Source organism: Gemmiger sp. An194 (genome assembly GCF_002160145.1).
Classification (GTDB): Bacteria; Bacillota; Clostridia; order Oscillospirales; family Ruminococcaceae; genus Allofournierella.
Window position 1 is genome coordinate 15,379 of the sequence record NZ_NFKA01000022.1, and the last position, 21,594, is coordinate 36,972.

The window sequence follows — 21,594 nt, forward strand, 5'->3', positions numbered from 1 at the left end:
TGTCCCATTCGCCTGCTCTGCCGATGCAGTTATTCCTTTTTCTCCACCGGAATCCAGACCTCGCAGTAGTATTCCTGGTCCTGCGTGCCCTGTTCAAACTTGCTGGCATCGCTGTACATCTCCACGTTGATGCCGGCGGCGATCTTGTAGTCGGGGTTCGTGGCCAGCCACTGGGAGAAAATCTGCTGGTTCAGCCCCTGCAGCACCTGAGGCATCCGCCCGGTGCAGGGGAACACCGCCCAGGTGTGGGCCGGAATGGTGCGGGTGGTGAAGCCATCGGGAACTTCCCCGGTGGGGTCGTAGTTGTCGGCAATGAGATATTCAAACTCGTTGCCGCCCATGCTCTCATCCAGATTGATGCCGTACATGCCGCATACCACCTGGCCATCACCTGCGGCAAAATGCTCGGCCCAGAACCGGGGCACCGCATCAGCAGCATCCTCATATTTAAATGTTTTCGCCCGGCAGAGAACAGTGAACGCCTCTTTTTTCATAATCTTGCAATCCATGCTTTGACCACCTTCCAATGTCACTTTGATCCGAAGCGGAGCAAAGGAGCGAACCGCGCCTCCGCTTTTTCGCAGTGCGGCGGGTGTGAGGCCATGGAAGCGGGCAAAGACCTTGGTAAAGCTGTCCGGTGAATCGTAGCCGAATTCCAGTGCGATATCGATGATCTTCCGGTCCGTCGTGAGGACCTCCAGCCCGGCGGCGGAAAGCCGGCGCTGGCGGATATAGTCGCCCACCGTCATGCCGCACAGCAGGGCAAAACCCTTTTGAAAATAAAAGGGGGACAATGCCGCCTGCGCAATATCCCGAATGGTCAACTCCTCCCGGAGATGCTGCTCAATATAGCGGATCGCCTGATGAATGCCTGTTACCCAATCCATTGGTCACACCTTCCTTCTGGATTCAGCATACCGGAAAGCGATCTTCTCTGCCCGATTTTCCGTGCTCATCTTTGTCCGGCAGCAGGGCGCTTCAAAATAAATTCCTGCACCGGGCAGCCGAATTCTTCGCCCAGCCTGCCCTCGGAAAAGCCCAGATGTTTATAAAATGCGCGGGCGGCGGCCCCATTGGGATCGCCCTCCCGGTAGGTGGTCACGGTAATGTCTTTCTCCTCTTCCATTTGCGTCAGCATAAAAGACACCAGCTTTTGCGCAATATGCTGCCTTCGGCAGGCCGGGTCTACCGCCAGAAAGCAGAGCATGCTGTTTTCTTTTGAAAACAACAGCGCCCCCAGAATGCGCTCTCCCTCCGCCGCACAAACCGCGGCAGAGTTTCTCATAAAATTCAGAACGGTGGCTCGGTGCTCCGCCATCGCCTCGCTGGTTTCCAGACCGGGAAATGCCTCCCGCACCTGTTCCACCAGCGCCATCCAGGCGTCGATATCCTGTGCGCTTGCAAGTCTGAGTTCCATAACGGGATCAACCTTTCTTCGATTTTTTGTTCAGCTTCAGGCTGATGCCCTGGCGATCTGCTGCCTCCCGGAGCAGCTCAGCGGCAGCAACTGCCCGTTCCTTGATGGGCTGGCCAGCCAATTCCGGCTGACTGTTCAGCACAGTCAGCACACTGCGCAGCTCCTCCAGCGACAACAAATACACCGCCGTGGTGAAAATCGTTTTGCGGCGGCCGTCATTGTAATCCGCCAGCAGCGCGTCTAAAACAGTTCGCTTTTCCTCCAGTTGTGCAAGATATGCTTCCATTCCCATCTTCCGGGCGCTGGCAATGTCCTGCTTGCGGCTGCGATGCGGAACAAAGGAATCGCCATCATCAAAGCCTTCATAGCGGGAGCAGGGATATTCCGGGCACTCCCAACAGAATTGGATGCCACCATGCTCCAGTGAACATTTCGCGATTGCGCAGCTCTGGTTCCCTGCCCCACCGCCGCAGCCGGGGCAATACCCGCCCAGCTGCATGGAACACAGGGCGCAGTTGAGACCGCACAGGGAGAAACGGGTTTCCGCACGGGTAAAGCCTTTCATGTTACTGCCTCCCAAGTAATCAAACAAAACGTTTCGGCCGCTCCGGCCTTTTCTTTGTGTGTATTATAGCACAAGGACCCGACGGTTGTCCGTCGGGGTCCTGATTCTTGTGATTTCAGCATGGCTTGGGTACAATAAGCAAAAAGGAGCGTGTACAGATGGGAAAGATCGTTTTATATCTTGCTGTGAGCGTGGATGGTTATATTGCCGACGAACAGGGTGGCGTGGATTGGCTGGGCGGTGATGGCAGCCAGCCGGATGCTTCCGGCAGTTATCCGGATTTTTATAAAACCGTGGATGCTATTGTTATGGGCTGGTCCACGTATCACCGAATCGTTACTCAGCTTTCTCCAGGCAGCTGGCCCTACGAGGGGCGACCCTGCTATGTGGTGACCCATCGGCAGCAAGCAAATCAGGAAGGCATCTGCTTTTGGAACGGTGAACTCACCGCACTGATGGACAAACTAAAAGCGGAATATACGGGCAACATCTGGATCTGCGGCGGCGCGTTGGTGGCCGGGCAGCTGCTAAAGGAAGCCTGCATCGACCGAATGTGGCTTTCCGTCATTCCGGTGGTGCTGGGAAAAGGCATCCGGCTATTTCCCGACGAGCTACCCCAGGCGCTGCCGCTGAAGCTGGTGGATACACAGCAATCCAACGGCATTGTGGATCTTATCTATGAAAAGCGGTAACTGCAAATATATTTATAGCTCTCCGGAAACTTAAAAACTCTTAAGGTTACCTTCATTTTCAATACACTTTTATTTGTTATATAAAAGAAGACATCTTATTGGAGGGTAAACGAAAATGAAAACGTATTGCAAAGCCGCAATTCTGAGCTGCCTGGTAGCCGGAGCCGGTATTGCTGCTTACAGGCGCTGGACGATTCGAATGCCTTTTAAAGAGTTCACCAGATATGCATTGTATATGGCCGTCATGGACGATGAAATTTGCCGACATGAATTGGAAGGCAACCGAATTGGCGAGGAGATCATCAAATTTCCACCCAAGCCGGAAACGCTGCAAGAGCGGTATCATTTCTATCTGCAAGTGAACCGAAAGAGGAGTCGCCGCCAAATCCAGGATGAAATCTCATCCTTGGAACAGCGGCTTCAAGAATCCCGGCAGTACATCGGCCAGCCAAAACAGCGGCTGGATGTTCAGTTCATATGATGGAATGAATGATCCTCTGTACGAAAAAAGCCCAGCCAAACGGCTGGGCTTTTTCTGGAGCTGGAGATCGGACTTGAACCGACGACCTGCTGATTACGAATCAGATAACAAATGGCTTTACAAAGCTAAAAACAGGCATTTTGTTAGTTTATTGTTAGCCTATCTGTGTTTTCTATGAGATTGCATTGTTGTATATCCGGGGAGTCTTTGTTAAAATACATGTACATACATTGAGCCAATCCTGGATGAAGGTGTTACCATGATAACTGAATACGCTGTGACGATCGGCTACATTTCAGTAGCGTTAGTCCTTCTTACTATAACAATCGCTCTGGTCGTTTTTTCGCATTCAGCCATAGTTCAATATAAAAAATGGATTATTCGAGGCTCCTTCTTGGGTATAATCCTGGCTGTTATCTACTTCTGTCTCTTAGTGACTACCGTAATCCCTTCTGGTATTTATTCTGTTCCTGTCACTGCTGAAATTTATGACGACAACACCGGCGAAGAGAAAAGCAGCTACGCGATGTCCAGTATCGATATTTTCCCGCAAGGATTCGAGATCCTTTCTCTCTCGTTTCGCAATGACGAGGATCCTCTGCTGATAGAAAACACTGTTGACGGCCTTCCTTCTGAAGAAACCGAGCACCTGGTTTACTCACATGATGGTATCGATATTACGATTACCCTTCCCCCTCTGACCTCTGACTCCCTGGGCGTTTCCGCTTTGGATGCCGTAAGTGCTGACAAGCCTGGTATGTTCTGCGCCACCGCTTCACTGTGCCTGTGCTGCTTCGCTTTATACAAATGCCTGGCACAAAAAACATAAATACTCTACACAACAAAAGAGCCCTCCGGTAGCTTCCGGAAGGCTCTTTTTGATTTTCTTCGTTCCTTATTCATCCCGCGCCAAGATCCGGCGTCTCTTGCAGGTGATCCGGTCCCACTTGAGACTGCGAATACTAATTGGTTTAGTCCCTCTTGTCTACAATCTCAAAAGATACACCCTCAATAAAAAGCGTTGTCCCATGACCGGGCAGGAAAGCCACCCGGCGGCCTTTCCATTCTGGGTGATCGCCCCAGTAGTCATGCCAAACGCCCTTGAAGTCGTTCCCGATGCGGCCATATTCAGCCTTTGTGATCTGTTGCATTTTTGCCCTTTCTGCCCTTATCTCTGGGCGGCTGGTATTGTACGGATGCTGCCGTTTTGTTCCTGACGGCCCGTTGAAGGTATCCGGTGCATCGTCAGAGCATAGTCCAGTAGACATGCAGGGCTTTTTGTATCCAGTGGCTGGGTGCCATGCGTTGCTCCAGATCCTGCGCGATCTTATGAACTTCCTCGGGAGTTGTTGCTGCCTTCAGCGCGGCATCAACGGCAGATTCGTCTTTGTAATATGCTACCATGAACTACGCTCCTCTCTGTACTGTAGCCCTGTTGGGACAGGGTACTTTATCGGCTGCCATTGTGAAACCTTCGGTTTTACGCAACCCATGAGCACCCCCGCCTTGATGGGGCGGGGCCGGGCTTGCACCGGCGGCGCGTTTATGCGTCGGCCTTGCGGGTCAGTATAAAATAAAAATGCGTTTGCCGTCTGGAGTGATACCGTAAAGCGCACCGCCGATGGATTGAGCAGCCTTCAGTGCCTGCTCAAAAATCGGGGTCTTGCCGAAATATTTGCCGTTGGCCTGCGGATGATCGGCTGGGTAGTGAATCTCGAAGCCGATATATTTTTCTTTCTTGAACATCGTGAAACCTCCTGCTTTGTATCATTGAGTTGGCGGCGCTCAGTATCCAAGCCACCACAGAACCTTCGCCATACTGTAGCCGGTAAGATCTTCATGATCCTCACCAGTCTCTCCGGTGATAACGTTGGTCCAGGGCATAACGCCGTAAATGTGTCCGGCCTCGTCCTGATAATGACGCATGCCGTGGAAGTCCAGAATGCGGGCAATGCGTTCGCTGCTCATACTCTCCTCGCTTTCTCCCGGGCATCTGCTTGGCCGCCCGGGTGGGCATTCGTTCAAACCAGCTCCAGAACTTGTTTGATGGCCCAGTTGCGGGCGCCGCGCTCGGTCTTCCAGGTGGGTGTGAACGGCAGCGGCTGGTTCTCCTCCGCGTCCTTCAGGGCAAAATACTGAGACGCTGTGCCTTTGTTCATACAGTAGATGGTTACTTTCACGTTTTGCCCTCCTTCTATTGTTGAGTGGTTCGTCTCGTGGTATAATAAGAGCAGCAAGGGAGGCTATTTGCTAGTTAGTGGTCTTTGCTGTTGGGTGGTTAGCTATTGCGAGTAGCTAACCACTCTTTTTTGTATGCCTCAAAGGCAGCTCGTTTTTGGGCGGCATTGAGATTTTGCCATTCCGCAAACTTCATTGGCAGCCTCCTTTCTGCCTCCCTTGCTGTGCCTCTATGCTAGCACGATATCGTGCCATTGTCAACACGATATCGTGAACATTCTCCATAATTGGCAGTTAGCACTATATCGTGCCTTCCGCTTTTGTGCATCATTCACTATATCGTGCTGTTTGAATTTGTGATACAATATCTTCGGGAGGTGTTGATATGGCTCTGAGCGAGGCAAAGAAAGCCAGCAACAAAAAAAGCGACCAAAAGTATATGCAAATTCTGATTAAGCCTTACAAAGCGGAGGGCGCTGCTATTCGAGAAGCCGCAGCAGCCAAAGAGCAAAGCTTGCAGGCATATATATTGCAAGCCGTTCGGGAACGCATGGAGCGCGATGGTTACACATTTTCTCCAAAGCCCGATAATTCGCTTTGCAATGCGTCTTCTGTGCTTGACAGTGAGACAGCGAAATGATAAACTTGGTATAGTGATAAGTATAAAAAAGAGCCGTCACCGGAAGAGATTCCGGGGCGGCTTTTTTGCTGCATTCGCGGCGGCCTGCTTCCTTTTCGGGAGCGGGCCTTTTTTGTTGCAAAGGGGGTGTGATGTGTGGCGTCTGGGATGGAGAATTTGCGGGTGCCGAGTTCGGAGGAAGCTCGGGAGATTGGGCGCAAGGGTGGGCAGAAAAGTGCCGAAAACCGCCGGCGGAAGCGGGCAATCCGGGAGATCTGTGCGGACCTGCTTGCGATGGAGGCTCCGCAGGGGGCTGCCGAGCTGGGAGAGCTGACGCAGGTGGCCCAGAAGCTGGCCGAGGAACGGGGGCAGCCGCTGGACCTTTACGAGGCGATGACGCTGGCACAGGTGGCACAGGCCATGGCCGGAAACACCAAGGCCGCTGTTTTTGTGCGGGATTCCGCCGGTGACAAGCCTGCCGATGATGTGCAGGTGTCCACCGGGATGACCGACGCGGACCGCCAGCTGATGGCCAATGTGGCCGCCAGATTGCAACAAAAGGATAAAAACCGGCAAGAATAATCAGGACGCTTTCCTGTTATTCTGAATTTTCCGCATAAAACCGTGATTTTCTGTTTCGTCAAACAGCTATTTAGCGAAACTGCAACGCGTTCGGTGCTACAAATCCAACCAGGCACGGCAGAACGCCTTGCAGTGGACGAAGCGGCGCCGGTTCGCTCCGGCGGGATGAAGATCGTCGGGGATGCGGCGGGGTATGGGACTTTGCGGGCTGGCTTTTGCCAGCTTCCAAAAGGTTGACCGGCCGCTCCGGTGGCTGGGCCCTGCTTTGCGGCCGGGATGGCTGCGAGGCGGACTGAGCTGCATGGATGCCCGGCGGGATTGGTTCCTTCTGGGGAGACTGGTGCCTGGGATGACGGGCGGAAAGGGGGTGATGGCCGGAGGGCAGACGGATGGGTTTGTTCTCCGGCCTTCCCTTTTCATCGGGAGATTGCCGGGCACTGATGTGGATGCGCCGGGGCCGGTTCGGTGGCTGGCTGACAGGAGGGCGGTACTGCTTCCCTTCGTTTTTTTTGCGGATGGTGCGCCGGACGGATGCGGGCGGATGGGGTGATGATCCCCCTCCCCCCATGCGGGCGACCCCCGGCTGCGATTACGGCCGGAGCGTAAAAAATATGCGGCCCGCAAAAGAATCTCGCTGGAAAGAACCGGTCTTTTGTGCCTTTCTCATCCGCTTTGGCGGGAAAGGAAAAACACGGTGACGGACCGGGAATTTCTCTCTTTGGAAAAAGTCGGTGAAGGACCGATATTTTCTCTTGGGAAGAAAACGGTACCCCCTACGGGGGTAACTGCGTTCCGCTTCCCTGCCGGTCACGGGGGCAAGGGAGGAGGGAGAATGCTCACGCCCTCCCTCCTGCCCTTCCCCTGGCCGTGACAATGAAATTTTCCGTATGCCGATTCGCCCGGACGCTTGCCTGCTTTGCACATCGGGGCGGCGGGCACCGGACACACGACGCAGCGGTTTGGGGCGCGGGCCATGTGTGATACACCACGCACCGGAGCGCCGCACCCTGTTTGCCGCTATGGGATATTGGGGCGTCTGATGTTTGATGGAAAGGAGGAGACGGGATGGAGCTGAGCCCGGCCGCGATCCGGCAGGCGGAGGCGGAGTTTTGCCGGGAAAACCCGGTGTATTTTGTGGAGACCTACTGCCACATTGAGGACAAGGACGCGGCGGAGCTGATCGTTCCCTTCCGCCTTTGGGACGGCCAGCGCCGCGCCCTGGAGGAATTCAGCCGCTACCGGCTGAACGTGGTGCTGAAGGCCCGCCAGCTGGGCTTCACCTGGCTGGCCCTCTGCGAGGGGGCCCGGCTGGTGGTTCTGAGCGCGGGGCGCACGGTGGTGGGCCTTTCCCGCTCGGAGGACGAGGCCAAGGAGCTGGTGCGCCGGCTGGGCGTGATCCTGCGCTACATGCCCGAGTTCGTGGCCGAGGAGGGCCATGTGCCCCCCGGCTGGGATGGGCCGGTGTTTGCCGTGACGGCGCTGAGCCTGACCGTGCATTTTCCGGACCGGCCGGAGAGCGTGTTCAAGGCCTTCCCTTCCAGCCCGGCGGTGGGCCGCTCCTTCACCGCCGACCTGATCATCATTGACGAATGGGCCTTCCAGCAGTTTGCGCAGGAGATCTGGCAGTCTGCTTTCCCGGTTGTGAACCGGCCCACCGGCGGCCGGGTGATCGGGCTTTCCACCATCAAGCGGGGAACCCTGTTCGAGGAGATCTTCACCAACCCCGACAACGGCTTCCACAAGATCTTTCTGCCCTGGAGCGCGGACCCGCGCCGGGACCAGCAGTGGTACCGGAACACGCTGGGCGCGCTGGGTGAGGACAAGACCCTGGAGGAATACCCCGCCACGGTGGAGGAGGCCCTGACCGTTCCCGGCGGCGCCTACTTCCCCGAAGTGAAGGCCAAGACCCACCGGCGCACCCAGCCGCTTTTGCAGGCGGGGCGGCGGTATGTTTCGCTGGACTATGGGCTGGACATGCTGAGCGTGCATTGGATTGACGTGGATCAGAGCGGCCACGCGGTGGTGTACCGGGAATACGACGAGCCGAACCAGACCATCGGCCAGGCAGCGGCGGCAATCCTTCGGATGAGCGCGGGCGAGGACATTGAACTGTTCCTTGCGCCGCCCGACCTTTGGAGCCGCAGCCAGGAAAGCGGGCGCAGCCGGGCGGATCTGTTCCGGGAAAACGGACTGAGCCTGACCAAAAGCAGCCGGGATTTTGCGGCCGGGTGCGCTGCCATGAAGCAATGGCTGGCAGCCGACCCGGCCACCGGGACCCCCTGGATGCAGTTCATGGACTGCCCCACCCTGATGCAGCATCTGCAGAAGATCCAGAAGGACGAGAAAAACCCGGATGTGTATGCCAAGACCCCCCACAACCTGACCCATGCCCCGGACAGCCTGCGGTATTTCTGCGTATGGTGGCCGCTGCCCGCAAAGCAGACGGACAAACCCCGGCGGGCTATCTGGGAGGCGGACCTTTACGAGGATTACGACAATGCGGACAGTGCCGGAAAGGCGTATCTGATCCAGAAATACGGCGATCCGTTCTGCGGGAGGTGAAGAGAAGATGCGCTGCCCCCAGTGCGGCATTGAGATGATGGTGACACAGCGCACCGGCACCAGCCTGAAGCTGGCCTGCCGGAACCCGCAGTGCCCCAATTACACTGCGCCGGGAGAGGCCCGGCGGGTGGTGGCGGAGCTTCGGGTAACGCCCGAATCCGCCCACGAACCCCAGCAGCAAGGGAGGTGAAACAGATGAAGCTGAATGTGAACGGCAAGAGCGGCCAGATGGTGAAGGCCGGCAAGACCTCGCCCGGCAAAAAGCCCGTGGTGAGCAAGGGCGGCGACCTGCGGGCCAAGGGCAGCAAGTGAGGCCCGGCAGAGCGGCCGGATGAGCGGGCATTTTGCCGGACCGGCCGCTCTGCTTTGAACCGCGTTTTTCACTCTTTGAATGTTTTTCCCCGAATGTTTAGCCGGGCAGCGGCGTGGTAGCTGCCAGGAGGTTTTTTATGGAACTGGAACACAATGGCGGCGCAATGGGCCAGCAGCCCGGGCAGGAAGGAGCCGCCCCTGCCGCGAGGAGTCTGGAAGAGGTGTTTTCCGAGAGCGAGACTTCCGGCGCAGCGACCCGGACGGAGAACGACCCCGAACAGGAACAGCAGGAACAGGAGAACCGCAGTGAGGAGACTGACAGCAGGCCGGACGGCCAAAGCAGCCGGAGCGGACTGACCCAGGATCAGATCTGGGCGATCTCCCGGCGGAAGGCGGAGGCACAGGCCAGAGAGCGAACCGACCGGATGTTTGCCCAGCGGTTCGGCCACCTGACCAACCCCGTAACCGGCAAGCCCATTCAGACGGCGGAGGATTACTTTGCCGCGCTGGACGCGCAGGAGCAGCTGCGCCGGGAGCAGGCCGTTCGCCAGGCAGCCAGCGGCATGGAGCCCGAACAGGCCCGACAGCTGATGGACGCCCTGCAGAACGACCCGGCCCGCCGACGGCTGGAGGAAGAGAACCAGCAGCTGCAGACCCGGGTGCACCAGATGCAGCGCCAGCAGGATCTGGCGCGGGGCGAGCAGCTGCTTGCTGAGCGCATGGCACAGATCAGCCGGCTGGACCCGGAGATGAAGAGCCTGGAGGACATTCGCCGCCAGCCGGAATTTGCCGAATTCGACCGGCTGGTGCGCGGCGGCTACGATCTGGTGGACGCATACAAGCTGGCGTTTTTCCAGCGGCTGCAGGACCGGCAGGCCAGCGGCGCCAAGCAGGCAGCCATCAACGCGGCCCGGGGCAAGCAGCATCTGGCCCCGGTGGGCGGCAAGGCCGGTGCGGAGGACGGACTGACCGAGGAGATCATTGCGGAATACCGCAGATTCAACCCCAAATGGACCCGGGAGGATATTTCCCGCTTCCACAAAAATTACAGCAAAGGAGAGTAAGCGTATGTTTTCTGTTTACAAGCGGGCCATCGGTGATGTGGAGCCCTTTGAATTTCTGCCCGGCGCGGAAGGCCTTGCCCTGGGCAGCGCCGCCAAGCTGGCCAGCGGCCAGCTGGCCAAGTGCGAAGCCGCCGACACGGCGGAATACATCGTGCAGGGGCCGAAGCGGGAGGACGGCTGCTATCCGGTGATCCGGGTGCTGCCCGCCACCATTTTTGAGACCCGGGCCGAGGCCCAGATTGACGCAACCAAGGTGGGCACCGACGTGCAGCTGAACACCACCGCGGACGGCGTGACCGCCACCGGCGGCGGCAGCTTTGTTGTGACCGAGACCGACGAAGCGGCCAGCGGCGGCATCGTGCGCGGCTACTTCCGGGCGGCGGCCGGTGCGGGCGGCTGAACCCGCAGACAGTGACGAAAAGGAGGACAGCAGGATATGAGCATTATTTTTTCCGAGGGCTCCGGCGTGGCGAACAGCATCTTCGGCAAAAGCCAGGAACCCATTAAGGCCCTGATCGAGAGCGGTGTGGAGGCCTTCCAGGAATTCAGCGCCGTGGACAAGATCTTCAGCATGGACACCACCAAGAACTACGCCGAGAAGTACACCAGCGAGACCAGCATGGGCGACTTTGCCGACGTGGGCGAGAACGGTGCCTACCCCAAGACCAGCATCCAGGAGGGCTATTCCAAGGTGGTGGAGCCCACCACCTGGAAGTCCAGCTTTGAGGTGACCCAGGAGATGATGGAGGATGCCAAGATCGGCAAGATCCGCAGCCGGGCCAACATCTTCACCCAGAGCTACAACCGCACCCGGGAGAAGTTCGCCGCGGCTCTGCTGGCGGGCGGCACCGGCAAGACGGTGAAGTTCAACCAGAAAACCTACAGCACTGCCAGCGCGGATAACGTGGCCCTGTTTTCCAAGGACCACCCCAGCATCACCAAAAACACCGGCAACCAGTCCAACCTGTTCAAGGCCGCCTTTTCGGCGGAGATCCTGGACGAGGTGCAGGAGAAGATGCAGATGTTCACCGACGACAACGGCAACCTGCTGAACGTGGCCCCGGACACCATCGTGATCCCCAACGTGGGCAGCCTGAAGCGGAAGGTGTTCGCCGCCATCGGCAGCGATCTGGACCCGGACAGCAACAACAACGCGGTGAACTTCCAGGTGGGGCTGTGGAACGTGATCGTTTGGCCTTACCTGCCCCAGAAGCTGGCCGGCGGCGAGTATTTCTTTTTGCTGGACTCGAAATTCAAGGACAGCTACGAGTGCCTGCCCTGGCTGGATCGCCTGCCCCTGACCGTGCGCAGCGACATTGACCCCAACACCGACGCCAACGTGTTCAAGGGCCGCGCCCGCTTTGGCGCGGGCTTCAACAACTGGCGCTGCATTGCACTGTGCGGCGCGCAGATGAGCAGCGGCACCCAGCTGGGCGAGTAAGCGGACCGGACCGCACCGCCGGTTTTGTGCCGGCGGTGCGGCCTTCATGCAAAGACAGGAGGGCCTATGAAGGAAGGATTTTTGAGGCGCGCAAAGCTTATGCAGCCCCAGGGCTCTGCAGCAAAGCGTGCGAAATGGCAGGCCCGGCTGGACTACGCAAAGCGCAGCTACGACCCGCTGCGCCAGAAGATGGACCGGCGGCAGGCCTACTACACCGGCGACCATTCCATCCCCGCGGCCTCCGGCGCAAGCAAGGCCAAGGACGCCACCAACGTGCGCAACATCGTGTATGAGCTGATCGAGAGCCAGGTGGACAGCACCGTGCCCCAGCCCCGGGTGACTGCCATCCACCCGGAGGACAAGGAGCTGGCCCGCAAGATCGAGGCGCTGCTGCTCAACCAGATCCGGCTGCTGAATTTCAAGGAGCTGAACGATCTGCAGGAGCGCACGGTGCCCATTCAGGGCGGCGACTACTGGCAGGTGGAGTGGGACCCGAATGCGGGCTTCCACTGCACGCTGGGCGATCTGAGTGTGTGCGAGCGCCATCCCAAGCAGGTGATCCCCCAGCCGGGCGTGTACGACGTGGAGAAGATGGAGTACATCTTCGTGCTGGTGAGCCAGAGCCGGGAATATCTGGAACGGCGGTACGGGGTGAAGATCGAAGAGGAAAGCGAGAGCGATGTGAGCGCCCGCACCGCTGATGGCGAATACGTGGAAGGGCTTGTGACCCAGAACATTGTTTACTTCCGCAACCGGGAGGGAGGGATCGGACTGTTCAGCTGGGTGGGCGACCAAACCCTGGAGGATCTGGAGGACTATCAGGCCCGGCGGGGCGAGGTGTGCTGCGAGTGCGGGACCCGGCGCACCGCCGACGCATGCCCGGTGTGCGGCTCGAAAAAATTCCGGCAGGCCCCACTGGAGGCTCAGGAGCTGGAGCGGGACATCACCCTGGCGGACGGCACCCTTGTCCCCGCCTTTGAGCCGGGAGAACCGGAACCGGTGAAAAACCCGGACGGCAGCATCCAGACCGATCTTCTGACCGGCGAACCCATCTGGCAGGAGGGGCCCCCGGTGCGCACCACCATCCCCTACTACAAGCCGAACGCGTTTCCCCTGGTGCTGCGGCGCAACGTGCGGCTGTTCGGCCAGCTTCTGGGCTCCAGCGATGTGGATGTGATCGAGGATCAGCAGATCGCCGTTTCCAAGTTCGGCACCAAGATCGAGGAAAAGCTGCTGAAGGGCGGCAGCTATGTGACCCTGCCCGAAGGGGTGAACGTGGAGACCACCGACCGGGAGCTGAAGGTGTTGCGGATGCGCAACCCGGCGGACAAGAGCATGATCGGCGTGGTCAACGTGCAGGTGGACACCAGCCGGGACCAGAACATGCTGGAGACAAACTACGCCTGGGCCAAAAGCACCCTGGGCATCACCGATGCCTTCCAGGGCAAATACGATGCCTCGGCCACCAGCGGAACCGCCAAGCAGTTCTCGGCCAACCAGTCGGCGGGGCGCCTGCAGTCCAAACGGGAGATGAAAAACCAGGCCTACGCGAAACTTTACAAGCTGATGTTCCAGTTCATGCTGGCCTATGCGGATGAGCCTTATCCCCTGACCTACCAGCAGCCGGACGGGCAGCAGCAGTTCACCCATTTTGACCGGTACGACTTTTTGAAGCGGGACGCGGCCGGCGAGTTTTACTGGTGCGATGAGTTCATCTTTGAGGTGGACCCGGCCTCCAACCTGGCCAGCAACCGGGAGACCCTGTGGAGCATGATCGACGTGAAGTATCAGGCGGGCGCCTTTGGCCCGATCAACGAGCTGCAGAGCCAGTATCGGCTGTGGACCCTGCTGGCCGAGACCGGTTACCCCCACGCGGAGGCCATGAAGGCGAGCATCAAGCAGGAGATCGACGAGCAGAAGGCCGCCGCTTTGCAGGCTGCGGGGGCGCAGCCCGGCCTGACCGGCCAGGCTGCCGCGGCGGATACCGGACATCTGGAGGGCGGCTTATGACCTGGAAAGACGTGAAGCTGGCGGTTTTGCAGAAGATGTTTTCGGCGGACGGGACCACCATCAATGAGAACGATGAGAGCGTGCGGGAGTACATGAATGCCATGCCGCAGGCGGCAAATGAGGGGCTTCAGCTGCTCTGCACCGCAGGCAAGGCGCTGCGAAAATGCTACGAGATCCCGGACAAGGACGCTGGGGTGATGACCGTTGACCTTACCCGGGAGCTGACGGATTTTTACCGGGCAGACCGGCTGGAGGTATACGGCTTTGATGAGGCGGGCACCCCCTGCCCCGTGACCGGCGCACAGCTTGTGGGCGGACGGTTTTTAGTGCTGCCGGACGGGGTGCAGGGCAAGGTGCTGTTTTATTACGACGCATGGCCCCCTGCCATTACCCTGACCACGCCGGACGATGAGGAGATCCCCCTTGACCCGGATGCCGCGGTGATTTTGCCGCTGTACATTGCCAGCCAGCTGTACAAGGACGATGACATTGCCATTGCCACGGTGTACCGGAACGAATTCGAGGTGGCCTTCGGGCTGCTGAAGCAGCCCTGCTCCGGCGTGACCTCGGACGAATTCACCAGCGTGAGCGGGTGGATCTGACGGGAGGTGTGACGATTGGCGACCTTTAAGGTGCCCAGCCAGGTGAGCCGCAGCGTGCTGACGGTGGACACCCTGCTGGGCGTGGACATGACCAACGACCCCAGCAACGTGGACAAGGGCCAGAGCCCGAACGGACAGAACCTGATCCGGGATGTGCCCGGCAAGGTGCGCAAGTGCATGGGGTATGAAAAGCTGTTTATGCTGGAGGGTGCGATTCACGGCTACCACGGCTACGGGGAAAAGCCCGGCCTGCTGCATGCCGGAACGAAGCTGTATCGGGTGGACCTTGCCGGAGATAGCGAGCCGGAGTTGGTGTACAGCGAGGCCGCCGACCGGCCCAGCCGCAGCTGGCAGCTGGCGGAGCGGTTATTTCTTGCAGATGGAAAGGCTTTGCTGGTTTACGACGGGAAGACGGTGAAGAAGGCCTCTGAAATTGCAAAAATCCCTTTGTTCACCATTGCGAAGGCTCCCGCCGGAGGCGGCAAGCAATATGAGCAGCTGAACCTGTTGCAGCCGAAATTTCAGGAGATGTTTCTGGGCACTGAGGACGCCAAGGAATACCACCTGAGCTTTTCCGGACTGGATTCTGCCGATGTGACCGTGGAAGTGCTGAGCGCCCAGGGCGACTGGGTGAAGAAAAACGAGGGGGCTGATTTTTCGGTAAACCGGCAGACCGGCGTGGTGACCTTCACCACCGCTCCCGGGCAAAGCCCGGTGAGCGGACAGGACAATGTGCGGATCACCGCAGCGCGTACTGTGACCGGATACGCCGACCGGATCAACAAATGTGATATCGGCATTCTTTTCGGAGTAAATGGTGCGGCAGACCGGCTTTTTCTTTCCGGCAACCCGGACTACCCCAGCTATGACTGGTATTCCGGGCAGAATGACCCCACATACTGGCCGGATACCGGGTACAGCACCCTGGGCAGCGGCGGCAGCGCGGTGATGGGGTACAGCATCATCAACAACTATCTGGCCGCCCACAAGGATGAGCGGGACACCGACCGGAACGTGGTAATCCGCCGCGGAGATCTGGTGGATAATCAGCCTGCCTTCCCCATCACCAATACGCTGCAGGGACCGGGCGCGGTAGCAAAGGGCAGCTTCTGCTACCTTTGCACCGAGCCGGTGTTTCTGACCTCACTGGGCATCTACGCCATTACCCCAAGTGACATCAGCGGTGAGCGGTACAGCCAGGATCGAAGCTACTATGTGAACGGCGCACTGACCCGGGAAAGCGGGCTGTCGAAGGCAGTGGCTGCGGTGTTCCGAGACCTTTACTGGCTGTGTGTGAACGGGCACGCCTACATTCTGGACGGGCTGCAGAGCCTGGGGCAGGAACGGAGTGAACCCTATTCCACCCGGCAGTATGCCTGCTTTTACCGCACAAATCTTCCCGCCAGCGCAATCTGGGTGGAGAACGACCGGTTGTTCTTCGGGGACAGCACCGGATCGGTATACCGGTTTTTCGACGACCCCAAGGCACAGGAGAGCTACAACGACGACGGGCAGCCCATCCATGCGGTTTGGGAGACACCGGATTTTTCCGGCAAGCTGTTTTACAAGAACAAGACCTTCCGGTACCTTGCTTTGCAGCTGACCCCGGCCGTTGCCACCAGCGTGAAGCTTTATGCCCAGAAGCGGGGCATCTGGGGATTTTTGCGGGAGGAGGCCCGCAAGGCCCGCTACTTCAGCTACGCGGGGCTGATCTATTCAAAATTCACCTATTCCAACGACCAGACCACCAAGACGCTGCACACAAAGCTGCGCATCAAACGGGTGGACAAGGCCCGGTTCCGCTTTGAAAACGATCAGCGGAACGAACCCTTCGGCCTGATGGCCTACGCGCTGGAATACGTGGAAAACGGAAACTACAAGGGGTGAGAAAATGGCATTCAAACGGATCGAGGACAGCGACCTGAAGGGCAAGGGCAACGTGGGCCGCCCGGACACCCCCGGTGTGGATACCGCCGAAATGCAGCGCATTCTGGATGAGATCCCCCGGGAGATCATCGTGCCCGCCTTCAACGCGCTGGTGGATGCACTGAACAATGGCACCGGCGCGGACGGGATCACCGTGACCGTGCCCTCCGGCGTGCCGGCAGAGACTGCAAACAACCTGAACGCCGTGCTGGCTGCGCTGGGCGTAGAATTTCTCAAGCGGGTCATCAGCGACGACGTGAAAAAAATCCGGCTCAATTCCTTCGGAGAGCTGGAGGTGAGCACCGACGGCAGCAAGTTCACGGTGGCTTCCAGCCGAGGCCATGTGATCGAGGACGGTCTGGACAACACCTACACCCAGCGGCGCAAGCTGCGCTTCAAGTTCACTCAGGTGGAGGATGACCCGGACAGCGACGCCACTGTGGTGTACGGCCTGATCGGACCGGAAGGCCCTCCCGGCCCCGGCGGCGTGGTGACAGACCTGGACCCCGGCCTGTTTGCCCTGACCGTGGACGAGGATGGCAACGTGTATTTGCAGCACAACGACGGCGAGCCCACGCCGCCCTTCTCCATCGACGGGGACAAGAACCTGATCTACACCGTATCGGATGAGGTGCAGATCAATCTGGGCAACATCCGCGGGCCGCAGGGTGTGCAGGGGACGCAGGGCATGAAGGGCGACACCGGTGCGCAGGGCCCACAGGGGCTTACTGGCCCGCAGGGCGAAACCGGCCCGCAGGGCAGCCCCGGACCACAGGGTGAAAGGGGCGACCCGGGCGAGACCGGCCCCAAAGGTGACCCGGGCTTTTTCAAGATGGATGTGGATGAAAGCGGCAATCTTGCGGTCTACTACGGCGCAGGCGAGCCCCCTCCCCTGTCCATCGAGGACGGCCATCTGGTCTACACCCTGCAGGACGGACAGAAGCTGGATCTGGGCAACGTGACCGGTCTGCGCGGGCCAACTCCGGCGCTGGAGCTGGAGGAGAACGGCGACCTGTATGTGCGGTACGAGTAAAGGAGGATGAAAGATGGCAGAACGGCAGCTTTTGGGCAACATCAAAGGCCCCAAGGGCGATACCGGTCCCCAGGGCCCGAAAGGCGATACCGGCGCGCAGGGGCCCAAGGGAGACACCGGCCCCCAGGGCCCGCAGGGCGAACGGGGTGCGACCGGCTCCACCGGTGCACAGGGCCCGGCCGGTACCCGGGGCAGCACCTGGTACACCGGCACCGGAATCACCGGTACCAGCACCACGGGTACCGTATTCTCCGGCAGCGGCGTAAGCAGTGCCATTGTGGGAGACATGTACATGAACAGCAGCACCAACTATGTGTACAAGTGTACTCTGGGCGGCGCTGCATCGGTTGCAAAGTGGGCCTATGTGGCCACCCTGAAGGGCCCCAAGGGAGACACCGGCGCGCAGGGTGCTAAGGGGGATACCGGCGCACAGGGGCCTCAGGGCCCCACCGGACCGGCCGGTGCAAACGGGAAAACGCCCAGCTTCGAACTGGACGAAGAGGGCAACCTGTACGCGATCTTTTCGTAAAGGAGGAGGAACAATGGCAGAACAGAAACTTCTGCTGGGCAACATCCGCGGACCGCAGGGCGCGGCAGGCCCCAATACGGTGAGCAGCAGCACGACCACCAGCGGATTTGAGGATGGTCATGTGCTGTTTAACAACAAAGGTAAAGTGGGCGGCAAGAAACTGACCGCATCGGATGTGGGCGCGGCAGATGCCAAAAATGCTGTGGTTCGGATGGGCCTTGTAAGCAATGGCATTGCAGTAAGTGAGCTGACGCTCGGAATCTGGGAAACGGATGGAAGCCACAAGGTAACCCCCTGGCCGGAGGGACTGAATGACAGTGCTGTTGTCATCCGAAACAACAACCAGACGATTATCACAGACATTTTCGGTACGCTGGCAACTTATGACCACTACTACAATGTGTGGAAATTCAACACCGGCAATGCAATTTGTCGAGGCGGTGTTTTCCCGAATGGACAGAAACCGGACTCGGTAGGAAACGGTTACTTCATCTGCAACGCCAGCAACAAGCCCTCGCCCTGGCCGGATGGCGTGAATGAGGATGCCACGCTGGTGCGGATGGACCGGTTCGTCCAGTTGGTGGATGTGTTCGGAACTGTGAAAACCTGGAACATCTATTCGCAGGAATGGAGGTAAGCCATGCAGATCAGCGATAAACGAATCCGCGAAATCTGTAAAAGCTTCGTGAGCGGCATGAATGCAGAGCAGATTGCGGCGGTGGAAGGCCTGAATGATGCAACCGTGGAGCTGCTGCTGGCGGATCACGCAAAGGAATGCTGCGAGATCCGGGAATATCTGGACAGGATGGGCTGGACACTGGAGGCAGAGCCCGCACCGGTGCTGCTGGTGCGCTCCTCCCCTGCCCTTGCCGTCCACGGCATTGATGTGAGCAAGCATCAGGGCACCATCAACTGGGATGCCGTGGCAGCGGACCCCAGTGTGCAGTTTGCCATTTTGCGGGCCGGGTATGGCCGATATGAAAGTCAGAAGGACCCCACCTTTGAGCGCAACTATGCCGAGTGCAAACGCCTGGGCATTCCGGTGGGCGCTTACTGGTACAGCTATGCAACCACACCGGCGGACGCGGCCACCGAGGGGCGGCTGTTTGCCAAGGTGCTGGCGGGCAAACAGTTTGAGTATCCTGTCTATTTTGACCAGGAGGATGGAAGCATCCCGGCAGCGCAGCGCACCGCCTGTGCGCTGGCCTTCTTCGATGCTATGGGCGCGGAGTGGTACAAAGGGTATTACTCCTACACCAGCTGGATGCCCAGTGTGGACCTTGCAGCCATCCGGCAGCACTGTGATACCGTTTGGCTGGCGGACTACCGGGCAAACCCGGACCAGACCATCCAGCGGGACATGCACCAGTACACCAGCAGCGGCACCGTGGCCGGGATCGGCGGCCGGGTGGACTGCAACCGGGCTTATGTGGACTTCCCCGCTCTCATCCGGGCGGCAGGAAAGAACGGATTTGAGAAGGAGGACAACACCATGTACAGCGATACTTTGAAGATTGGCCCCGTGAGTGGCGGCGACCGTAAGACCATGGCGGCACTGGCGGAGAGCCTGAATCTGCCCCACTTTGACGCGGGTGACTACATCATTGTTGGCCCGGCCAGCGAGGGTGACCGCAAGCAGATTGTGGCAAAAGCTCAGAGCCTTGGTCTGGGCGTAGAGAACTATCTCCCGCCTGAACCCGAAGAGCCTGAGGAACCCGAGGAACCCAAGCCGGAGCTGGATCTGACCGAGGTGCTGGAGGCCGTTGCCGCGCTGGACAAGATGCTGGACGATATGGACGGCAAGCTGGACCGGGTGCTGGAAAAGCTGGAGCTGGTACAGCAGGCGCTGGAGGACCCCGCCGCCCAGCAGGTGCTGGACAAGCTGGAAAAGGCCGGCGCGGCGCTGGCGGAATGAGGTGAAGCCGATGGATGAATGGGGCGTAGTTGGGGTGCTGGTGGTGGTGGCCGGACTGTTTCTCTCGGTGGGGGCGCCGGTGATTCGGCTGAACAGCACCCTCACCAAGCTCTCCACGCTGGTGGAGGGGCTGCGGGACCGGCAGACCCAGCAGGAACAGAACAACACCGAAGGCCACCGCCGTCTGTGGAAACACAACGATGAACAGGATGCGACGCTCAACGACCATGAGACCCGCATTACGATTCTGGAAAGGAAGGATTAACAATGGAAATTATGGGCATCACCGGCGTGGCCGGTATCGTGGTGATCTGCTATCTGGTTGGCCTGATCGTGAAGGCGACCCCCTGGAACAACAACAAGATCATCCCCATCGTGTGCGGCATGGCCGGTGCGGTGCTGGGCGTGGCGGGCATGTATGTCATGCCCGAGTTCCCGGCGGCTGACCCCATCACCGCTGTGGCGGTGGGCATTGTGAGCGGTCTGGCGGCAACCGGCGCCGATCAGGCGGTAAAGCAGCTGAAGCAGTAACGCAGAGCCGGCCCCTGCCCTTATGGCGGGGGCTGGCCGCAGGAAAGGAGAGATCGGTATGGCATTGGCGGACTGGGTTCTGGGCGGAAGCCGGGGCGGCCTGACCAGCGAACAGAAAAAGCAGATCAACGAGAGCTACAAGCCGGGCAGCTACGGGCACAGCACCTACAGCGGCCTGGGACGGAAGCCGAACAGCTCCTCCGGCAGCGGAAGTTCTTCGGGCGGCTCTTCCGGAGGTGGCGGCGCATCGGCCCCCGCCTATGACCCCTATGCCGCGTATCAGGCGCAGCTGCAGGCGATTTATGAGGAGCAGCGCCGGGCGGCGGAGGAGGCAGAGCGCCGCAAGCGGGAGGCTGCACAGGCTGCCTATGACCGGAACATGGCAGCTTTGGGCAGCGCCTACCAGAACCAGCTGAGCGGGCTGAAGCAGAACTATGAATCCACCCTGGGCACACTGGAAAACGACTACAACCTGGGCGTGGATGGTGTGAACAAGCAGGCGGACAACGCCCAGCAGCAGGCCTACATCAACTACATGATGAGCAAGCGGGACCTGGGCCAGCAGATGAGTGCCCAGGGACTTTCCGGCGGCGCCGCTGAAAGTACCATGGCCGGGCTGTACAACGAGTACGGCAACAGCCGGAATACCATCGACAGCGGCCGGAACGACAACCTGGCCAGCCTGAAAAACAGCTACGATTCCAGCAAGGCCAGTGCCCTGCAGAGCTACAACGGCCAGCTGAGCGACGCTGAGGCGGCCAAGCTGGCCTACGAGATGCAGCTGGAGCAGAACCTGGCGAATGCCATTGCGGACGCGGCCAGCGTGAACTACGACCAGCAGTTTGCCCTGAGCCAGGATTACCTGAGCCAGCTGAGTGACATTCAAAAGGCGCAGGCCGCTGCGGCCCAGAAGGCGGCAGCCCAGAGCTACTCGGCCGGAAATTCGACCCGCAGCGTTTCGACCCGGCAGGCGGGTGTGGCCGGCTCCGGCAGTAACGCGTACCGGCTGGCCCAGCAGGTATATTCCAGCTACCAGAACCCGGACGATGTGGTGGACGCGCTGATGCTGAGCGGCGTTTCCAACCAGGACATTCTGGACATTCTGAATCAGATGGGCATCAACTGACAAGGCGAG

The 21,594-nt window shown here is 59.2% G+C and carries 28 protein-coding genes; 20 read left to right on the plus strand and 8 right to left on the minus strand.

Annotation, left to right across the window (positions count from 1 at the left end; translation table 11 throughout):
• Positions 1-29 precede the first annotated feature (29 nt).
• The 3 genes from B5F28_RS12185 to B5F28_RS12195 all read right to left on the minus strand — a co-directional run bounded on the left by B5F28_RS12185 (position 30) and on the right by B5F28_RS12195 (position 1,982).
• Positions 30-887, minus strand: a complete 858-nt coding sequence (locus B5F28_RS12185; RefSeq protein ID WP_087296151.1) for an AraC family transcriptional regulator — start codon at positions 885-887, stop codon at positions 30-32.
• Positions 888-952: 65 nt separating this feature from the next.
• A complete protein-coding gene (locus B5F28_RS12190) occupies positions 953-1,417 on the minus strand; it encodes a GNAT family N-acetyltransferase (RefSeq protein WP_087296152.1) in 465 nt (154 codons plus the stop codon).
• 7 nt (positions 1,418-1,424) lie between these two features.
• A complete protein-coding gene (locus B5F28_RS12195) occupies positions 1,425-1,982 on the minus strand; it encodes a DUF3795 domain-containing protein (RefSeq protein ID WP_087296153.1) in 558 nt (185 codons plus the stop codon).
• Positions 1,983-2,140: 158 nt separating this feature from the next.
• Here B5F28_RS12195 and B5F28_RS12200 point away from each other — a divergent pair, with 158 nt between their 5' ends.
• From B5F28_RS12200 to B5F28_RS12210, 3 genes are all read left to right on the plus strand, one after another.
• A complete protein-coding gene (locus B5F28_RS12200) occupies positions 2,141-2,674 on the plus strand; it encodes a dihydrofolate reductase family protein (RefSeq protein WP_087296154.1) in 534 nt (177 codons plus the stop codon).
• Between the two features lie 115 nt (positions 2,675-2,789).
• Entirely contained in the window at positions 2,790-3,155 is a 366-nt protein-coding gene (locus B5F28_RS12205) for a hypothetical protein (RefSeq protein ID WP_087296155.1), read from the plus strand.
• A gap of 259 nt (positions 3,156-3,414) precedes the next feature.
• Positions 3,415-3,984 (plus strand): hypothetical protein, encoded by a 570-nt coding sequence (locus B5F28_RS12210; protein WP_087296156.1) that lies wholly within the window; start codon positions 3,415-3,417, stop codon positions 3,982-3,984.
• Between the two features lie 142 nt (positions 3,985-4,126).
• Here the strand turns inward: B5F28_RS12210 and B5F28_RS12215 are convergent, their stop codons facing one another.
• The 5 genes from B5F28_RS12215 to B5F28_RS14790 all read right to left on the minus strand — a co-directional run bounded on the left by B5F28_RS12215 (position 4,127) and on the right by B5F28_RS14790 (position 5,335).
• Entirely contained in the window at positions 4,127-4,306 is a 180-nt protein-coding gene (locus B5F28_RS12215; RefSeq protein ID WP_087296157.1) for a hypothetical protein, read from the minus strand.
• 94 nt (positions 4,307-4,400) lie between these two features.
• Positions 4,401-4,559 (minus strand): hypothetical protein, encoded by a 159-nt coding sequence (locus B5F28_RS14850; protein WP_164474891.1) that lies wholly within the window; start codon positions 4,557-4,559, stop codon positions 4,401-4,403.
• A gap of 159 nt (positions 4,560-4,718) precedes the next feature.
• Positions 4,719-4,901 (minus strand): hypothetical protein, encoded by a 183-nt coding sequence (locus B5F28_RS12220; RefSeq protein ID WP_087296158.1) that lies wholly within the window; start codon positions 4,899-4,901, stop codon positions 4,719-4,721.
• A gap of 39 nt (positions 4,902-4,940) precedes the next feature.
• Entirely contained in the window at positions 4,941-5,123 is a 183-nt protein-coding gene (locus B5F28_RS12225; protein WP_087296159.1) for a hypothetical protein, read from the minus strand.
• A gap of 53 nt (positions 5,124-5,176) precedes the next feature.
• Complete coding sequence (locus tag B5F28_RS14790; RefSeq protein ID WP_158097599.1) at positions 5,177-5,335, minus strand: hypothetical protein; 159 nt, start codon at positions 5,333-5,335, stop codon at positions 5,177-5,179.
• Positions 5,336-5,718: 383 nt separating this feature from the next.
• Here B5F28_RS14790 and B5F28_RS12230 point away from each other — a divergent pair, with 383 nt between their 5' ends.
• The 17 genes from B5F28_RS12230 to B5F28_RS12315 all read left to right on the plus strand — a co-directional run bounded on the left by B5F28_RS12230 (position 5,719) and on the right by B5F28_RS12315 (position 21,585).
• A complete protein-coding gene (locus B5F28_RS12230) occupies positions 5,719-5,973 on the plus strand; it encodes a hypothetical protein (protein ID WP_206423085.1) in 255 nt (84 codons plus the stop codon).
• 162 nt (positions 5,974-6,135) lie between these two features.
• Positions 6,136-6,534, plus strand: a complete 399-nt coding sequence (locus B5F28_RS12235; RefSeq protein WP_158097600.1) for a KGG domain-containing protein — start codon at positions 6,136-6,138, stop codon at positions 6,532-6,534.
• Between the two features lie 1,065 nt (positions 6,535-7,599).
• Positions 7,600-9,096 carry a terminase large subunit gene (locus B5F28_RS12245; protein ID WP_087296162.1) on the plus strand — a complete coding sequence of 499 codons (1,497 nt, stop codon included), beginning with the start codon at positions 7,600-7,602 and terminating at the stop codon, positions 9,094-9,096.
• 7 nt (positions 9,097-9,103) lie between these two features.
• On the plus strand, positions 9,104-9,286 hold the full coding sequence (locus tag B5F28_RS12250) for a hypothetical protein (protein ID WP_087296163.1): 183 nt from the start codon (positions 9,104-9,106) through the stop codon (positions 9,284-9,286).
• Between the two features lie 259 nt (positions 9,287-9,545).
• The gene (locus B5F28_RS12255) at positions 9,546-10,472 is read left to right on the plus strand and encodes a hypothetical protein (RefSeq protein WP_087296164.1); all 927 of its coding nucleotides are present in this window, start codon (positions 9,546-9,548) and stop codon (positions 10,470-10,472) included.
• A 4-nt stretch (positions 10,473-10,476) separates the two neighbouring features.
• Positions 10,477-10,872 carry a hypothetical protein gene (locus B5F28_RS12260; protein ID WP_087296165.1) on the plus strand — a complete coding sequence of 132 codons (396 nt, stop codon included), beginning with the start codon at positions 10,477-10,479 and terminating at the stop codon, positions 10,870-10,872.
• A gap of 36 nt (positions 10,873-10,908) precedes the next feature.
• Positions 10,909-11,913 (plus strand): phage major capsid protein, encoded by a 1,005-nt coding sequence (locus B5F28_RS12265; protein WP_087296166.1) that lies wholly within the window; start codon positions 10,909-10,911, stop codon positions 11,911-11,913.
• Between the two features lie 99 nt (positions 11,914-12,012).
• Positions 12,013-13,923: a hypothetical protein gene (locus B5F28_RS12270; protein ID WP_087296167.1), complete on the plus strand. Its 1,911-nt coding sequence runs from the start codon at positions 12,013-12,015 to the stop codon at positions 13,921-13,923.
• Positions 13,920-14,525 (plus strand): hypothetical protein, encoded by a 606-nt coding sequence (locus B5F28_RS12275; protein WP_087296168.1) that lies wholly within the window; start codon positions 13,920-13,922, stop codon positions 14,523-14,525. Before B5F28_RS12270 ends, B5F28_RS12275 begins: the two co-directional genes overlap by 4 nt.
• 15 nt (positions 14,526-14,540) lie before the next feature.
• A complete protein-coding gene (locus tag B5F28_RS12280; protein WP_087296169.1) occupies positions 14,541-16,412 on the plus strand; it encodes a hypothetical protein in 1,872 nt (623 codons plus the stop codon).
• Between the two features lie 4 nt (positions 16,413-16,416).
• The gene (locus tag B5F28_RS15325) at positions 16,417-17,484 is read left to right on the plus strand and encodes a collagen-like triple helix repeat-containing protein (protein WP_143424748.1); all 1,068 of its coding nucleotides are present in this window, start codon (positions 16,417-16,419) and stop codon (positions 17,482-17,484) included.
• Positions 17,485-17,497: 13 nt separating this feature from the next.
• The gene (locus B5F28_RS12290; protein ID WP_087296170.1) at positions 17,498-18,013 is read left to right on the plus strand and encodes a collagen-like domain-containing protein; all 516 of its coding nucleotides are present in this window, start codon (positions 17,498-17,500) and stop codon (positions 18,011-18,013) included.
• 13 nt (positions 18,014-18,026) lie between these two features.
• Complete coding sequence (locus tag B5F28_RS12295; protein WP_087296171.1) at positions 18,027-18,650, plus strand: hypothetical protein; 624 nt, start codon at positions 18,027-18,029, stop codon at positions 18,648-18,650.
• A gap of 3 nt (positions 18,651-18,653) precedes the next feature.
• On the plus strand, positions 18,654-19,928 hold the full coding sequence (locus B5F28_RS15330; RefSeq protein WP_087296172.1) for a glycoside hydrolase family 25 protein: 1,275 nt from the start codon (positions 18,654-18,656) through the stop codon (positions 19,926-19,928).
• A gap of 10 nt (positions 19,929-19,938) precedes the next feature.
• Positions 19,939-20,193, plus strand: a complete 255-nt coding sequence (locus tag B5F28_RS12305) for a hypothetical protein (RefSeq protein WP_087181037.1) — start codon at positions 19,939-19,941, stop codon at positions 20,191-20,193.
• Positions 20,194-20,195: 2 nt separating this feature from the next.
• A complete protein-coding gene (locus B5F28_RS12310) occupies positions 20,196-20,459 on the plus strand; it encodes a phage holin family protein (protein ID WP_087296173.1) in 264 nt (87 codons plus the stop codon).
• A 58-nt stretch (positions 20,460-20,517) separates the two neighbouring features.
• Positions 20,518-21,585: a hypothetical protein gene (locus B5F28_RS12315; RefSeq protein WP_087296174.1), complete on the plus strand. Its 1,068-nt coding sequence runs from the start codon at positions 20,518-20,520 to the stop codon at positions 21,583-21,585.
• Positions 21,586-21,594: the final 9 nt, after the last annotated feature.

Coding starts and splice junctions, on each gene's coding strand:
- B5F28_RS12265 (WP_087296166.1), top strand. CDS start 10,909: ATGAGCATTATTTTTTCCGAGGGCTCCGGCGTGGCGAACAGCATCTTC.
- B5F28_RS12255 (WP_087296164.1), top strand. CDS start 9,546: ATGGAACTGGAACACAATGGCGGCGCAATGGGCCAGCAGCCCGGGCAG.
- B5F28_RS12310 (WP_087296173.1), top strand. CDS start 20,196: ATGGAAATTATGGGCATCACCGGCGTGGCCGGTATCGTGGTGATCTGC.
- B5F28_RS12260 (WP_087296165.1), top strand. CDS start 10,477: ATGTTTTCTGTTTACAAGCGGGCCATCGGTGATGTGGAGCCCTTTGAA.
- B5F28_RS12245 (WP_087296162.1), top strand. CDS start 7,600: ATGGAGCTGAGCCCGGCCGCGATCCGGCAGGCGGAGGCGGAGTTTTGC.
- B5F28_RS15330 (WP_087296172.1), top strand. CDS start 18,654: ATGCAGATCAGCGATAAACGAATCCGCGAAATCTGTAAAAGCTTCGTG.
- B5F28_RS12290 (WP_087296170.1), top strand. CDS start 17,498: ATGGCAGAACGGCAGCTTTTGGGCAACATCAAAGGCCCCAAGGGCGAT.
- B5F28_RS14850 (WP_164474891.1), bottom strand. CDS start 4,559: ATGGTAGCATATTACAAAGACGAATCTGCCGTTGATGCCGCGCTGAAG.
- B5F28_RS12270 (WP_087296167.1), top strand. CDS start 12,013: ATGCAGCCCCAGGGCTCTGCAGCAAAGCGTGCGAAATGGCAGGCCCGG.
- B5F28_RS12230 (WP_206423085.1), top strand. CDS start 5,719: ATGGCTCTGAGCGAGGCAAAGAAAGCCAGCAACAAAAAAAGCGACCAA.
- B5F28_RS12190 (WP_087296152.1), bottom strand. CDS start 1,417: ATGGAACTCAGACTTGCAAGCGCACAGGATATCGACGCCTGGATGGCG.
- B5F28_RS12200 (WP_087296154.1), top strand. CDS start 2,141: ATGGGAAAGATCGTTTTATATCTTGCTGTGAGCGTGGATGGTTATATT.
- B5F28_RS12205 (WP_087296155.1), top strand. CDS start 2,790: ATGAAAACGTATTGCAAAGCCGCAATTCTGAGCTGCCTGGTAGCCGGA.
- B5F28_RS12295 (WP_087296171.1), top strand. CDS start 18,027: ATGGCAGAACAGAAACTTCTGCTGGGCAACATCCGCGGACCGCAGGGC.
- B5F28_RS15325 (WP_143424748.1), top strand. CDS start 16,417: ATGGCATTCAAACGGATCGAGGACAGCGACCTGAAGGGCAAGGGCAAC.
- B5F28_RS12225 (WP_087296159.1), bottom strand. CDS start 5,123: ATGAGCAGCGAACGCATTGCCCGCATTCTGGACTTCCACGGCATGCGT.
- B5F28_RS12215 (WP_087296157.1), bottom strand. CDS start 4,306: ATGCAACAGATCACAAAGGCTGAATATGGCCGCATCGGGAACGACTTC.
- B5F28_RS12220 (WP_087296158.1), bottom strand. CDS start 4,901: ATGTTCAAGAAAGAAAAATATATCGGCTTCGAGATTCACTACCCAGCC.
- B5F28_RS12185 (WP_087296151.1), bottom strand. CDS start 887: ATGGATTGGGTAACAGGCATTCATCAGGCGATCCGCTATATTGAGCAG.
- B5F28_RS12305 (WP_087181037.1), top strand. CDS start 19,939: ATGGATGAATGGGGCGTAGTTGGGGTGCTGGTGGTGGTGGCCGGACTG.
- B5F28_RS12250 (WP_087296163.1), top strand. CDS start 9,104: ATGCGCTGCCCCCAGTGCGGCATTGAGATGATGGTGACACAGCGCACC.
- B5F28_RS12195 (WP_087296153.1), bottom strand. CDS start 1,982: ATGAAAGGCTTTACCCGTGCGGAAACCCGTTTCTCCCTGTGCGGTCTC.
- B5F28_RS12210 (WP_087296156.1), top strand. CDS start 3,415: ATGATAACTGAATACGCTGTGACGATCGGCTACATTTCAGTAGCGTTA.
- B5F28_RS12275 (WP_087296168.1), top strand. CDS start 13,920: ATGACCTGGAAAGACGTGAAGCTGGCGGTTTTGCAGAAGATGTTTTCG.
- B5F28_RS12315 (WP_087296174.1), top strand. CDS start 20,518: ATGGCATTGGCGGACTGGGTTCTGGGCGGAAGCCGGGGCGGCCTGACC.